At 59.2% G+C, this 14,739-nt stretch carries 7 protein-coding genes; all 7 read right to left on the reverse strand.

Translation table 11 applies throughout. The features are described from left to right. Positions 1-3 precede the first annotated feature (3 nt). Positions 4-657, reverse strand: a complete 654-nt coding sequence (locus MTP40_RS09700) for a GH25 family lysozyme (protein WP_249259258.1) — start codon at positions 655-657, stop codon at positions 4-6. Beyond that, the gene (locus MTP40_RS09705) at positions 638-1,021 is read right to left on the reverse strand and encodes a hypothetical protein (RefSeq protein WP_249259259.1); all 384 of its coding nucleotides are present in this window, start codon (positions 1,019-1,021) and stop codon (positions 638-640) included. The genes MTP40_RS09700 and MTP40_RS09705 overlap by 20 nt, the downstream gene beginning before the upstream one ends. Before the next feature lie 14 nt (positions 1,022-1,035). Next, positions 1,036-1,182 (reverse strand): hypothetical protein, encoded by a 147-nt coding sequence (locus tag MTP40_RS09710; protein WP_249259260.1) that lies wholly within the window; start codon positions 1,180-1,182, stop codon positions 1,036-1,038. A gap of 31 nt (positions 1,183-1,213) precedes the next feature. After that, positions 1,214-1,567, reverse strand: coding sequence for a hypothetical protein (locus tag MTP40_RS09715; protein WP_249259261.1), 354 nt, complete (start codon positions 1,565-1,567; stop codon positions 1,214-1,216). A gap of 23 nt (positions 1,568-1,590) precedes the next feature. Then, positions 1,591-2,409, reverse strand: a complete 819-nt coding sequence (locus tag MTP40_RS09720) for a DUF6273 domain-containing protein (protein ID WP_249259262.1) — start codon at positions 2,407-2,409, stop codon at positions 1,591-1,593. A 12-nt stretch (positions 2,410-2,421) separates the two neighbouring features. Further along, a complete protein-coding gene (locus MTP40_RS09725; RefSeq protein WP_249259263.1) occupies positions 2,422-4,050 on the reverse strand; it encodes a hypothetical protein in 1,629 nt (542 codons plus the stop codon). Positions 4,051-4,242: 192 nt separating this feature from the next. After that, positions 4,243-14,703 carry a hypothetical protein gene (locus MTP40_RS09730; protein ID WP_249259264.1) on the reverse strand — a complete coding sequence of 3,487 codons (10,461 nt, stop codon included), beginning with the start codon at positions 14,701-14,703 and terminating at the stop codon, positions 4,243-4,245. Between the last annotated feature and the right edge of the window lie 36 nt (positions 14,704-14,739).

Raw genomic sequence — 14,739 nt, forward strand, 5'->3', positions numbered from 1 at the left:
CACTTATGCTCCTCTCACTTTTGTCAGCCCGGCCCGCTGGATGATGCCCGCGTAGTCTTTGTAGGCCACGCTGAGGTCTGCACCCTTGGCGATGCCGGGGATCTTGCCGCTACTGGTGTACTGCCACATGCCGAAGGCCCAGCCGGGAGCGGGCTTCTCGGCGCGGTAGGCCGCCAGCCATACGTCGTAGGGCTTGAGGGCCGTGCCGCCCATGTAAAGGTTGTTCTGCCCGAAGTACAGGCCGGTGTAGAGCATGGCGTACACGCCCCAGCTCTCCACCACGCTCAGGCAGTGGGCCACAATGTCGGTCAGGGCAGACTTGCTCAAGGCCTCCTGCAGCTTGTCCTCAATGTCCACAGCCACCGGCAGCTGGAACGTTCTGCCGCCCAGCGCCTGCTTGAACAGGGCCAGCTCCCTGTCGGCCTGTGCCTTGGTGGTGGCCTTGAAGTAGCCATACACGCCCACCGGGATGTCCAGGCGCTGGCACTCGGCGTAGTTGCGGGCGAAATAGGGGTCGATGTAGGGCTTGCTGGGTTTGCCCTCTTTGCTGTTGCCCATGGCCCGGATCATCACGCCGGAAACAAGGCCGCTTGCCTTGACCTTGTCCCAGTCAATGCGGCCCTGCCAGCGGGAAACGTCAAGTATGGTTCTGGACATTGCTCTGCACCTCCTTTGCAGTATTCAAAGTGCCTCCCACATAAACTCGCCAACTCGTACCGGTGTCATCATTGGGCCAAATCGTGACATGCTTTCCACTGCAGATTGGCCATGCATGGAAATGTCGAATCCCATATGCTGTGCAGGGATGATGCGGTAGCTCGTCCATGGTCATGGTATGCACATGGTAATGCTGCGGGTCTTTCTGATACTCAGCTCTCTGTAGGGCAACAGCTTCCTGCACGATCTTGTTAAGCCCTGCCTGGTCATACTCCATTTTGAAAGTTCCGCTCTCGAGCAGCTCGTCCAATGTGCCCTCCAGGGTCGTGTCACCCAGTGTGATGCGCACCTTCAGGTCATCCATTGCTCTGCGCCTCCTTACTGTGTGATTTCCTCAAACTCGCTCTTGACGAGAATCGCCTTGACCTTCTCCTTCAGCAAGCGGGGGCAGCGCTCATACAGAGCCTTTGCCTCCTCCATAGTCTCAGCAGACATAATTTCCTGTGCCCATAACATAGCCATCATAAGTACCATCCTTTCGATTTTTTGTGTGATTTTACGCATAGACAGTCTCGCTCATTTCCAGCAAGCACTGCTTCAGCATTTCGTTTTCGTTTTTCAGCGCTTCCAGCGTCTCCGGCAGCTTGTCCAGCGCCTCCTGCCGCTGCTGGGCTTCCCTATGGGCCTTTTCCTGTGCAGCCAGCTCTTCGGCGGTCGGTGGCTGAGGAACTTCCCCGTATTCATACACCTCATACTCCGCCCCGCATAGCCGGATGCCCCAGTAAGCTTCTCCGGGCTGTGCATTTTGGTTGTGTGCGTTCACAGCAGCCTCGATCGCGCTGTAATCTGCCGGGGTGCCGTCGGTCTCGGTCGGCATCGTGTACCCGGGGCGGATCGTTGTTTCTTCCATTTTGAAATCTCCTCTCTGGGTGCTCAGTCAATATAATTAAATTCCGCGCCCCAGAATGTAACCGTTCTCACCAGCGTGTTCAGCGGCAGCACGATGCAGGGGCGCAGACCGTGCGAGTCCTCTCTGTAGCCTGCATTGCAGAAACTTCCGTCCGCATAAAACGCGTACATATAGTTGCCGTTGTTGGTTCGTTTGGAGCGTGTCCAGTATTCGTCGCCTGCTTTTCGCTTGTCGGTGGCAGCAGTTGTATAGTCGAAGTAGTCCAGCTTTGCACCCTCCTGCGCCATCAGGCCATCTATGCCCTGCCAGGTGTAAATACCCATCTCGACCGCGGAAAGCAGAAAGCACTTTCTCGAAAGGCCGTTTGAGCCGGAGGAAACATTGGCCGAACTGTAATCCGACTGCTTCACGTAGGGCAGATGCACGGTCATCAGGCGGTTTGCCACACTGGACTTGATATTTCCGCCCGGGTAGTTGACGCACCAGTTGTCCAGTGCCCATCCTTCGTAGCCGTAGATGTAATTGTTACTGATGGAAGTGGATGCCGCAATGTCTGTTCTCCAGAGCCATGCACCGTTGGCCGTGCTGTCGTACAACCCGCCGCCCGGAACGCCCTTATGGATCAGCTTATACCAGTAGGTCTTGTTGCCGCTTGGGTCTGAGATGCCAAATTCAGTCCCCAATGCAAAGGAACTGATGGGATTGCCGCCGTCATAGAACTTCTTGGCTACGCCGTCCACGCCGATATAGCCCTTGTGCACCTGCCTTGCGGTACCGCCCACGCCGATGTAGATCTTGGAGACCGATTTGGCACTTCCGCCGATTCCGGTATAAATCGCCATGTTCTCTCCTCCTTATACGTACACCAGCAGGATAGAGCCGGTTGCAAGGCTGCTTCCCGCACCGGGGTCACTGGTTTGGGATGTGATGTTGGTGACCCCGAGCCAGCTTTTCAGCACATCCTTGGAAACATCTTTGATCTTCGTACCGTCATCCGTATAACCGGCAATGTGCGTCAGATTCGACGTATTAAGGCCGTCGCCCTCATAGCCGACTTGGATTGTTCTGGATGAACTATTATAGTCGGTTATGCCGGTTGTTTTTGAGGAGGTCTCTGCATTACCATCCAGCGAACCAATGAATTTTTTGGCCCTGACATTTGCAAAAGCGCCGCTTCCTCGACCGTCATTAAACCGATACTCATCAATGGTGTTGTCTCGGTATCCCCAGTAGACTGTGTTGTTTTCTGGAATGCCAACAAAATTCACTTCATTCTTGTTCTCGAACTCCAATTTCGAGTGGTTATGCGCACTCGGTGGAAACGTCTCCGGCTTATCCGTCACGGAATTCCAGTCGGTCTTGATGCTCTTGAACTTGTCGCCCACGGTCTTTGCGTCTGCCGGTGCATCGGGCACGGACAGGGTCTTATCCGTGCCTGCCCGTGTCCCGGCAAGCGCTGCGGCATCCTCTGCGGCCTTCTGCGCCTTTTCTGCTGCCTGACGGCTGGTGGATGCCTCACCCGCACTGGTGGATGCATCCCCGGCCTTGGTGGCGGCGGTGGACGCGCTCCCCGCAGCGGCGGTGGCCTGCTGGGCGGCAGTGTTTGCCGCAGCGGTGGCCGTCCTGGTGGAGGCCGCCACGTCGTTCAAGGCTGTGGTGCGGGCCCGTGTGATGTCCTGCAAGGCGGTGGTGTGCTCCGTCTCCGTGTCCTGCAGGGCCCGCTTGGCGGCGGTCTCACTGGTCTTGGCGTTCTTCTCGCTGGCGGCGGACTTGGTCTCGCTGCTCTTGGCTGCGTCAGCGCTGGCTTTGGCGTTTGTCTCACTCGTCTTTGCCGCATTCTCACTGGCCTTGGCATTGGTCTCCGACGTTTTTGCGTTGGTCTCGCTGGTCTTGGCTCTTACCGCACTCGCTTCGGCCTCCTTGGCCTTTGTGGTGCAGGTGGCCACACTTGAATCCATGCTGTCAGCACTTGCCTTCGCCTTGTCCGCGCTGGCTTTCGCGTTGGTTTCGGATGTTTTTGCGTTTGTCTCGCTGGTCTTGGCCGCGTTCATGCTCTCCAGCGCCTGCTTGGCGTACTTCGTCACCTCGGCCACGAACTGTTCATAGATGCTCGGCGTAATGTTCTCGGTGGTCGTGTCGGTGTCGATGGTGTCATAGCAGGTGTACTTGCCGGGCTTGGTCATGGCAATGTAGCCGCTGTCGTTGATGGCCAGCAGCATCCAGGTGCCCTCTTTTTCCAGTGTCCACCGCCGGTCTACCAGTGCGCTGTTGTTCTCGTCCAGGATCTGCGGGTCCGGCAGGGTGCCGCTCAGCCGCTTCACATGCAGCGAGATGGTGCACGCCTTCCACTCCTCCGGCACTTCAAAGTGCAGCCGGTCCACCTTGGCGCTCCGCACACCGCCCAGATACAGCGTCTCAATGTTTGCCCGGAACGTCGAACCGTTGTCCTGCAGCTTTCTGATCTTGATATCCAGTTGGCTCACAGTTTCACTCCCTTCCTGCCCCTATCCTATCACGCCCCGCCGGGTGCAACTACCCCGGACATACAAAAAAAGGGAGACCGTTCGGGGTGAACGGTCTCCCTTTCTTCTAAGCAGGGCTCCCCCAAAAAGAGCAGCAACGTGAACTTGGCTCCCCTACTAGGGGAGCTGTCACGCAAAGCGTGACTGAGAGGTTCACCTCACCCCTGCCCACTCATCCTTGCTGTTTTTTGCCTGTTCCTCCTTCTTTGCCGCGTCCTTCACCCACTGGGCAAAGTTCTTTTCCTCATACATAGCCGTCCCGTCCTCTTTGGTCAGGCTCGTCAGCAGCTTCTCCAGCTTCTCCCGGTCGTGGTCGTTGCCCGCCAGATACTCTTCCTTCACCGCCGCCGTGATCTTCGTCTTGATGCTGCCGTCCTCCTTGCCCGCCGTCCGCAGCCGCCGGATCTCATCCTGCACGTCGCTGGTCCTGCCGGTGTCCACCGCTTCAGTCAGGTCATCGTACACGCTGCCCTCGGTGCCGCCCTTGTACAGCTCCTCGGCCTTGCTTTCAATGGCTTCGGTCACAAGGTCGATCACCCATGTCCGCTTTTCCGCGTCAGCTTTCACACCCTCCCGGATGCCCAGGGTCTCGTACATTTCCCGCACAAGCTGCTTTGTCAGCTCCTGGCGCTGGCTGTCTTTTCCCTCGTTCCGGGCCTGTGCAGCCTGCTCCACCTCCGGGCTGTATTTCTTCAGCCGGTTCTTCAGCTGGCTGGCAATGGTCTTTTCGTCCTTGCCCATGGCTTCCAGCTTCGCCATAGCACCGCTGGCGTTGTCCGTGTCCCCCTCGGCAATGGCGTTGTACAGCCGGTCATACTGCCCGGTGGCGCTCGTCGGGGTCGAGCTGAACGAAAAGCCGCTTCCGCTTGCAATGCCTCGTGCATCTTCCACATAGGCATCAAAGGCATCCAGCATTTTCCGGGCGTTCCCCATAGGCACACCCGCAATTTCAAACCCGTACTGCATCAGGTTAACGCCTGCCTTTCGCAGTTTCTGGTGATACGCTTCCAGCTGTTCCTCCGTCATGTCACCGGTGTCCTGCCGGACAAGGCTGGAAAACTTCGTTACTGCTGCAAAAAGATCATTCACAGCGCTGATGTTGGTTGCACTCACCACATCGTAATCCGTACCGTTCACTGCATTTCCCACAGCGCTGTACAGCTCGCTGCCATACAGGAAGTTGCCCGCAAAGCTTTCCGTGTACAGATTCAGGAATCGCTTACTCACGCTGGCTGCGGTCACATCTCCGTTCTCGTCCTGCTCTCTGTCCCACCGGTGCAGCAGGAAGTCCGCACCGATCTTCATCAGTGCAAACACAGCAGTCTGGGTGATCTGGCTCACAATGGCCCGGTTCAGGTTCTTTCCGGCCCGCTTCACTTCTTCTGCCGTCTCGCTGCTGTGTGCAGCCTTGTCCCGTGCCTTCTGGGCGTTGTAGTCCATCACCGCATCGGCCATAATGCCGTAGTTCTGGAAACGCTGGGTCGTGAACATGGTCAGGGTCTTGGTCATTTGATCCGGATTTCGCTGGATTCCCGCCCGCTGCATGGTGGTGTAGTTGGGCTGGGTCTCCTCAATGACCCGCTGATACATCTTGTTCACGGCTTCCCAGTAGGCTTCGCTTCCTTTCGTGGCTGCACCCTCTGCAAACTCATTGGTATGGTGCTCCACATACCGCTTGGAGCCTTCCCACAGTGCCGCCACCGTGATCTCGTCCATGCTGTTGATCCAGCCGGTCACCCACTTTGGCAGCTTGTCCATGGCCTTTTCTGCCGCGCCCTGGCTCACGCCAATGCTGGCAAGCTCACCGCGCTGGCTTCCCCGCAGTCGGTATCGCAGCAGCACATCCCCATGCTGGGCAATTTCCTGTTCCAGCGCTGCCCGCTGCTTGCCGGAGAGGTTCTTCACAAACGGCACCACCGCCGCCATGGTATCCGCACCCAGTACCGCGCCCGCCGTTGGCAGAGATGCTGCCTGGGCAATGGCCACGCCCGGGTTCAGCGTCAGGATCGCGCCCGCATAGTTGCCGCGCAACCTGTCCAGCACTTTGGTCATTGTGGTCGAGCGCTTTCTTTGCGTGGTCTGCAGGTCGGTCAGCAGGTCATCGATGTAGTTCGTCGCGCTCTGGCCCCACTGCTCTTTCAGGATACCATTTTTCAGCATCTTGATGCCGTCCTCGGTCTCAATGCTACTGTTCAGCACCTTCTGCACATCCCGGATGGGTGCCGCCAGTCCGGCGTAGGCTGCCGTGTCCCGCAGGCTCCGCTGCACCACGCTGCTGCACTCCTCCAGCAGGATGGGCATCTGGCTCTTGACACGGTTCTTCAGGAAGCCCCGGCCCTCAATGGTGGCATCCAGTTTCACGCCCTCGATCTGGGTCGCCAGCGCCGTCTTGTCCACCGCAATGGGGTAATAGTTTTTCACGGTGGCCCGCTGGTAACCCAGCAGCTTCATGCTTGTCTCGTTGATCAGGTTCGTGGTGTAGCTGCCGAAGAAATTCTTCATGTCCTCGCACCAGGCCCGGTCGTAGTCGGTCATGGCCTTCTCCACGGCCTGGATCACGGTGTCGGCCATGGGGTTTCCCGCGCTGTCCTTCAGCATCCCGATCTTCACGGTCTGGCCTTTCTGGTAAGCCTTCTCAATGTCGCCCCTGTTGTACTCCTCCGCATCCGGGATCGTCAGGCCACCGTTCAGCAGGTGCTCCCGGCTGTCGGCGTTCTGCAGGTGCATGTACAGGCTGCACAGCTGGGCGTGGGTCAACGGTGCAGCCCGACCCTTGCTGTCCTTCAGGCCAATGTCCACCAGCTCCGCGCCCGGACCGGCGAATTTTTCCATCTGTCTCAGGTTCGCCTTGCCCGTCACATTGTCAAAGAGCTTCGTTCCCTCCACAGTGATCCGGGTCTGTTCCCGCTGGCCGTCATTCAGCATGGTGCCCAGCTTCTCCATCTGGCTGTTCTTTGCGTAGCCGCCCAGCATCCGGAACACACGGCCAGCCCCCAGCATGTCCAGGTTGTACCTGGTCAGGGCGCTCCGCAGCTTTCCATCGTTGCCCTTGCTCTGGCGCACCTCTGCAGCCGCCTCGTTGGCGATCTTGTCCACCGCTTCGGCTTTCTGCAAGCTCAGGGTCTTGTTTGCCGTCCGGATTACATGCAGTGTGCTGGTGGTAATGGCTTTCAGCATCCGCATCTGGTCCACCGTCATGGGCAGATAGGTGCGGTTCTCGGTCTCCCGGATCCGCTTTCTCAGCCGGTCACGCAGCATCTCGGCCTTTTCGCTGTCCGGCAGTGCCTCGGCCTCTGTCAGCTGCTGGTTCAGCCGGTCAAGCTGGGCCTGCTTGCTGGCATTCAGGTCAGCCTGCAGCGCGTCGATGAGCTCCGGCACCTTGCTCAGCTTCCAGTCCTCGCTGATGCCGTTGGAGCTGTTCTCGGCTCCCATCGACTGCATGATGCTGGTGCGCAGGGCCGTCAGCCTGGCCACGGCGTGGTCGTTCAGCAGGGTCATATCCGCCAGCTTTGCCACCTCTGCCGCCTGCTGGATCAGGTGGGGCTGCACATACCGGTCCTTGCTGGGCCGCAGGATCATCTGATTCAGCTGGGCAGCATTGGCCCGGATGCCCCGCCGCAGCTCGTCCTTCTGCCGGCCGTCCCGAGCTTTCTGTACCCGCTTCTCAGCCAGCTTCTTTGCAATGGCAATGTCCTCGTCCCGCTGCTGCTGGGCTGCAGTGATGGCGATTGCGTTTCGCTCCGCCTGCTTTTCCTGCCACTCCTGAGCTTTGCGCTGGTTTTCCTGCTCCCATTCCAGCAGTTCGTTTTCCTGATGGATCAGCTGCCACTCAGCTCTGTCAGCCCGGCGCTGTTCTCCTGCCACCTGGTGCGAAAGGTTCCAGTTCTCCCGCTTCAACTGTTTGTTTTCCAGCCGGATCTCGTCCAGCATCTGCTGGCGTTCTTCCTTCAGTCGCTTCTTTTCGGCCTTCCACTCCCGTTCGTAGGCTTCCTTCAGCACGTCCAGCTTTTCGGCCATGTCGCCGTAGTTGGTGATGTCCAGCCCCAGCGTATCCAGATTCTGATCCAGCAGCTTTTCTGCTTTTTCATTCCGCTTCTGCTGCTCTGTCCACTGCCGCAGTGCTTCATCTCGGCTTCCGTTCCGGCTGTTCTCATACATCCTCCGGTTGAACTCCCGGTTCTGCTCCTTCTGCACCTTCCGCAGATCCTTCAGCGCCTGCTCCGCGTTCTCCTCGCCCACGGCAGCAGCCACAGCCTGGCGCTGCCAGCGCTGGAACCCATCAAAGATGGCCTGTGCATCGGTCATCTCCGGCACGTTCAGGATATCACCCAGCATCCGGTCGGCCAGCTCCACTTTGGCATCCTCGTACTCGGCAGCATCTGCAAAGCGGCTCATCATCCTGGGCTTGATGGCATCGTGCACGTTCATCAGCACATCCAGCCACTCGGTGCTCTCCATGCTGGCCGCGCCGTCCACGCCTGCCTCCTGGGCCGCGCCCCGGAACAAGGCCGCTGCCCCTTCCTTGGTGCCGCCCATGGCCCGGGTGTCGTTGACGATGGATTCATACACTTCCGCCGGGTTGCCGTCCCGCACGCCTTCTGCCTGCCGCAGCTTCACGCCGTGCTTCCGGGCCTCCGCCACCGCTTCGCTCCACGTCCCGTACCGCTTCACCAGCTCCGCCTTGGCCGGGCCGTCCTTGTTCACCGTGTAGCTCAGGTCGTGGTATTCCGGGTACTCGTCCCACAGCTCGGTATTCCGGTAGGTGGCCCCACTCAGAATCTCATCCGCAATGGTCTCAGACAGCGCGCTGGCCTTGCTCATGCTGGCCCCGTCCGCCGTCATGTACTCCACCAGCGCCCGGGTCTCTCCGGCAATCTTCGTCCGGTCGGCCCTGCTGCCGTTGGCCTTTGTCCACCGCACCGCCAGCCCGTCAATGGAATCCTGGCTGATCCGCACACCGTGGGTCACACCCATCATCTGGGCCAGCGTCTCCATCGCCGCGCTGTTGTCCGCAATGGCCCGGCTTGCCTGCCGCTGGGTGTTCTTCCGCGCGTCCCGTTCCGCCTGTTCGGCCAGCTGGAAACGGACGTTCGGCACCTTGTTCAGCAGGGCCGTGCGCTGGGCATCGTCCCCGGCTTTGTAGAGCTTCACGTCAATGCCGGTCTCTTTCAGGCTGTCGATCAGGGTGCTGCTGGTGTTGTCGGGCAGAATCGCCGCCCGCACCTCATCAAAGCCCACGGCCCGCTGGGGCTTCGCTTCAAAGTACCCGGTGGGAATAGCAGCCACGTTCTTGTACAGGTTCAGGATCATCTGGGCCGTGTCCTTGCCAATGGTATACCCCTCTTTTGCAAAGGCCTTTCCAATGGCTGCCGCCGTCTGTTTTCCCTGTGCGGCCTGCATCAGGATGCCGCCCAGGATTTCCCGCTCTTCAAAGCTGTTGTCTGCATGGGGCGTAGTCTCTCTCCGCAGCTTGTCAAGGATATCGCTGATCTGGTCATCTGCCTTTTCCAGCAGCGCCTTGTACTCTTCTTCCGGCATCTGCTGCAAGCGGCCTTTGTCCGCCCGCACTTCGTCCAGGTTCTGGTACTCCGCCGTGGCCGTGCTCATCAGGGTGCTGGCCGAAAGGCCCCATGTATCCTGCCCTCGTGCATTCTGAGCATTCATAGCAGCCACAAGGTTTTCCAGCGTGTAGCTGTTGTGCAGCTGGGCAAAACTGCGCTTTATCCCTGCCGGAGTAAAACGGTCTTTTCCGTTTCGGATTCCCTTCTGTCCTAGAACATTTCCCAACTGGTCATACACCCAGTTCTTCACATCTTCTGCCGGAGCTTCCTGCCGGATAGCCTCCCTGGTCGCTTCCACATCCATCGCCTGCTTTCCGGCATTGGTATCGGTCAGCATTTTGTAGGCGTGCTCCAGCATCCCATACAGTCGTCCACGGTTGTCATTCCTCATCTTGTCAATGCGCATTTGCCAACGCCGGTTCTGGCCCTCCAGCTGTCCGTGAGTATACTTTTCTTCCAGTGCGTCCGCCGCTTTATCTGCCAGCTGATCCAGCTGGTCAAAGTCACCACCCTCGAATGCAGCTTTGATTTCATCCGCGCCAATGTGTTCGATCACCTTTTCCAGGGTATCATTGCCCAGGCTGTCGAACTGGTCCCGTTCTGTCTTATACGCCGGCTCCACAGTCTTACCTTTCGCTTCCAGATAGGCCAGCTGCACTGCCGTGTTTTCCTCCAGGCGCTGGGCAAGCTCTGCCCGGTCGGAGCTGCTCGTCTCTTCAATTCCAAGGCGCTGTAACGCAGCGCTGTTCGCAAATTTTCCTTCAAACGCATCTTTGCTTGCCGAATCCACCTTGCTTTCAAAGTCCCGCATCGCATCGTAATTCACTTCAAACTCCACATTGGGCCGGGTGGGTGTCCAGGCATCCGAACCATAGATACGGTTTGCCCGGTTCACCATGGGGTCAATGGTATCGGAGTTGAACACCAGCGAGATGGGGCCATACTTGGTGTGACCTTCCTGGGCTTTCACAACCGCAATAGACGGCGAGGGCATCCCGCCCAGCTCCAGCGCTTCCTGCAGGTTTTCGGCGGTCAGGTTGTGCACGGCCACAAGGTCTTTGTTCTTGTCCACCTCCACCGGAGCACTCAGCTGGAACCGCACCGATTTCTTCACAGGTTCGCTGTTTCCCTTGCTTTCGGCATTTTCTTGTGCTATACTGTTTTTAGAAAGCAGCTTAGGGGCTTCATCGCCCTGCTCGGTTTTGAGTACCGTGGTAAGGCTGCTTTCTTTTTTTGTTATTTTCCCATTCTCAATGGTCAGCAGGCTACCATCAGAACCACATACCTCATGGACATAGAATTTGCTCGCCGCATTCGGAACAGTATACTCATTTACAATAACAGCCTCATAGATTTTGATACCGTCCACCACAACCGGAGCCACAAAGGTATGAGTGTTGTACCCCCGTCCTTTCCAGTTTTCCACGAAACCAATTTGTTCACCGTACCGGATTACGTTGGGAATGGCCGCTGCAGCGATCTGCTTCACCGGGCCGTTTCCATGCTGCACGGTTGCCTTGGCTCCCTTGCGGGTCAGTTCCACCACACCAAATCCATCACGCTCTACTTTTCCGCCAATGGATTCAAAGAATCGGACGATATTTTCAGCATTTTCTTTGCTGGTAGCACCGTACTCAATTTCTTTTCCAGTGATTTCAGCCGCCGGTGTCATCTGTTCCAACCGGCCAAGATTACGGTTCAGCTGTTTTTCAAGGGTTTCCTCCCCCTCCTGCAGCTGGAACCGCATACTGCGTCCTTCCGCCGCGCTCTCTGTCTTGAGGGCAGCGGCATTTTCTTTTGCACTGCGCAGGTTGTCCATCGCTTTTTCAGCGTGGGCAAAGTATTCGTCCTGTAAAATTCTGCGCTCGTTCTCGGCCAGGCGCTGGGCCTTCAGGGCCGCCCGGTTGTCGGGGTCAAGGGTCAGCACTTCCTTTGCCCGGCTCACAATGCCGCCCAGCATCTCCTTCACCCGGTTCATCACGGTGCGGATGGTTCCGGCCCTGCCGCTGTTCTTCTCGGCCTGCCCGCGCTGGAACTCCACCCAGCGCTTGAAATCGGATTCATTGGAGAAGATGCCTCGCCAGGCATCGCCCACCAGCTCCTCGGCAGCTTCCTCATAGGTCAGGTTCTGCTGGGCATAGTCGGTCATCTTCTCCCGGATCATCTCGTCCACGGTCTCAAAGCCGCTGCTCCTGGCCAGATACAGCAGGGCATGGTCCTGCAAAGTCTTTGCTCCCTCGCTGTCCAGTGCGTTGTACCAGTGGTAGTCCTCGTGCAGCACCGTGCCGAACGTATCCTGTGCACTGTCCCCAAAGAAGATCCGGGCCGTCTCCGTGTCCACATAGGCCCGCACCCGGCTGTCTGCCTGTCCCGCACCGTTCTGCAGCACGTTTTTCAGAACCGCCGTGGTGCCGGTTGCTGCCGCGTTCAGCTCGATCACCTGGCTTCCAGCGTCGTTCGCATTGCGCAAGGTCCCCTTGTAAATGGTCTCACCCCTGCCCGTCAGGCTCTGTTCCGTCAGATTTCCGCCCAGCTGGCTCTTGGCCCACCGGGTCTCTGCCGCATCCCTGCCGTAGGTGTAGGCGATCTTCAGCGCGTTCCGGCCCTTGAGGTTGCCCAGCACATAGTTCACGTTGGCCGCCATGCCGCTGCCGGTGCCCGCCAGCTCCAGCGCCTGGTCAAAGGTCTTCACGTCCTCCATCTGGCCCAACCGGTACAGAGTGGATGCTGCCGCCGCATAGCGGTCACTGTCCACGCCTTCCGGCTGTTTCAGGCTGATCTCCTGCGCCGCCTTTTCGCCCACCTTCCAGCTCCGCAGCACCTGCTCCGTCCGGGCCTGCTTCTGGCCCTCCGTCTTCGGTGCTTCCATGCCGTAGGTCTCCCGCATCGGGCTGTTGCTGCTGTCCATCCCGTCAAGGGTGCTTTCTTCCACAGGGACCGACTGCATCACAGCCTGCCGGTCAGCTCCATTCTGCGCTGTCAGCTCAACGTTTCCCGTCCTGCCAATGGCCCCCATACTAGGGGGACTGTCAGCGCTTATGCGCTGACTAAGGGGTTCTGCACCGTCCGCTGCTGTTTCCGTGGAGCTTTCCACACTTTCCCCAGCGTTCTCAACAGCATTCTGCTGGCTGCGCTGTGCCGCCACTTCCCGCAGCATCCGCCAGGTAGCCGCAGCCGTGCTCGGCAACTTCACCCCATAGGCTTCCTCAAAAGCCGCGCGGTTTGCCTCGTTTCCGGCCTCCGGGTTGAACAGCCTGATGGTCTTGCCTGTCAGGCTGTCACCGGCCGCCGCTTCTGCAAACGTCTGCACAGCCAAGTTGTCCGATATGGCAGCAGTTTCCGCACTGTTGCCCTCAGCCGCAGGGCCCGCCGCTTTCAGGTCAGCAGAGCCTTTTTCAGTCCCATCAGACTCCACCGACATGCCAAGGGCCCCACTATTAGGGGGGCTGTCAGCGCCCACGCGCTGACTGAGGGGTTCCGGTTCCCGTGCCAGCTCCTCCCGGCGCTGGTGTTCCTTCAGCGCCTGCTCGTATTCGTCCTGAGCGGCATACCGCTCCACGTTGCCCCGCAGGCTGGAATCTCCCGCGTTCATCCTGGAAAGCCCTGTGCCCACAGCGCCGCCCAGTGCACCGGACGCGCCGCCGGTCAGCCCCGCTTCCAGCGCCTGAACCAGCGTGTCCGTGGTAAACATGGTCTGGGCAGCTTCGCTGTCTCCCAGGGCCGCATCAATGGCCTTGTCGGCGTAGGTCTCCACAAAGGCCTGCACGGCGTTGTCAATGCCGCCGGAAATGGCGTTGGCAACTGCCGGATGTGCCGCCGCAAAGGCCGAATCCCCAGCCAGCGCCCGGATCTTGTCTGCCACAGCTCCCGCCACGGAATTTCTGGCGTAGTCCGCGCCCATGGTTCTTGCCAGATCAGCCGCACCCACGCTGTTGATGGCCCATCCTGCGCCAAACTTGGCCACGCCGCCCACCAGCGCCTTGCCTGCGCTTTCGTCCTTGGCCGCGCTCTTGCCCATGGCATCCGCAGCGCCCTGGGCACTCAGCACCGGCAGCACCGCCGCCGGGTTGATGGCAGCCACGGCAAGGTTCTCTGCCGCGCTGGTCGCCACGCCCTGCACGGTCCGCTGCACATCGGTCAGGCCGCTCTGGGCCGCGCCCGTCAGCTGCTGGCCCCGGTTGTACAGCTGGTAGCCCACGCTCTTCTCCGTGTCGATGCCACCCTTTGCTTCCGTTCCGGCAATGCGGCTGCGCATGTCCTCGATCTCCTGCCGGGTAAATCCCTGCTGCAACAGGTCGCCGGTGCTGTACTTGGGCTGGTAGTCCATGTCAGTTTCCATCAGCTGGTCATACAGGTTCTTCTCGCGGGGGTTCCGGGCAAGCTCTGCTTCCAGTGCTTTCCGGTTCTCGCTGCTCTGCCGGATGTTCTTTCCGGCCTGCACCAGGTACTCCGCACCCATCAGCGGGGCAGCGGCCACGGTGTCCGCAACGCCGCCCACGGTGTTTGCCGTCCGCCGGGCCAGCTGCTTCCACTCCGGGATTTCTTCCATGGTGTCCAGATACTCCCTGGCCTGCCGGATCTCCGTGTCCGTGTACCCCAGCTTTTTCAGGTCCGCCGTGCTGTAGGTGTTGCCCACCTTCCCCTTGATTCCCGTGGTGCGGAAGGGGTCGATGCTACCATCCCCGGCGCTGGCCCCGTTTCTGCTGGTGCCGGTCTCGGCATAGCTGGTATAATTGCTCTTCTTTTCCAGCAGCTTGTTCACAAGCTCCTGATTCCGAGGCTGGTCAAACCACTGGTTGGCCTGGTCAAAGGCATCCGGCTGGCTGTACTCCGCATAGCTGTTCTTCAGCTTCTGGGCCTGCTGTCCGTACCACGTTCCCTTCCCCGCCGGGCTCACTGTCACCTTCTGCCGGTTCAGCTCGTCGCTCCGGTTGTCCATGGCATCCGCAAAGCCCAGGTTGTTCCTTGTCCGGTAATCCTCCAGCGCCGTGGAGTACAGGTCGGTGCCCGTCTGCTGTTTCTGGGTTTGCAGTGCCGCACGTTTTTCGGCCATTTTTTCCGCCGTCCATGGATTGCTATTGTCCGACAC

Source organism: Faecalibacterium sp. IP-3-29 (genome assembly GCF_023347335.1).
Classification (GTDB): Bacteria; Bacillota; Clostridia; order Oscillospirales; family Ruminococcaceae; genus Faecalibacterium; species Faecalibacterium duncaniae.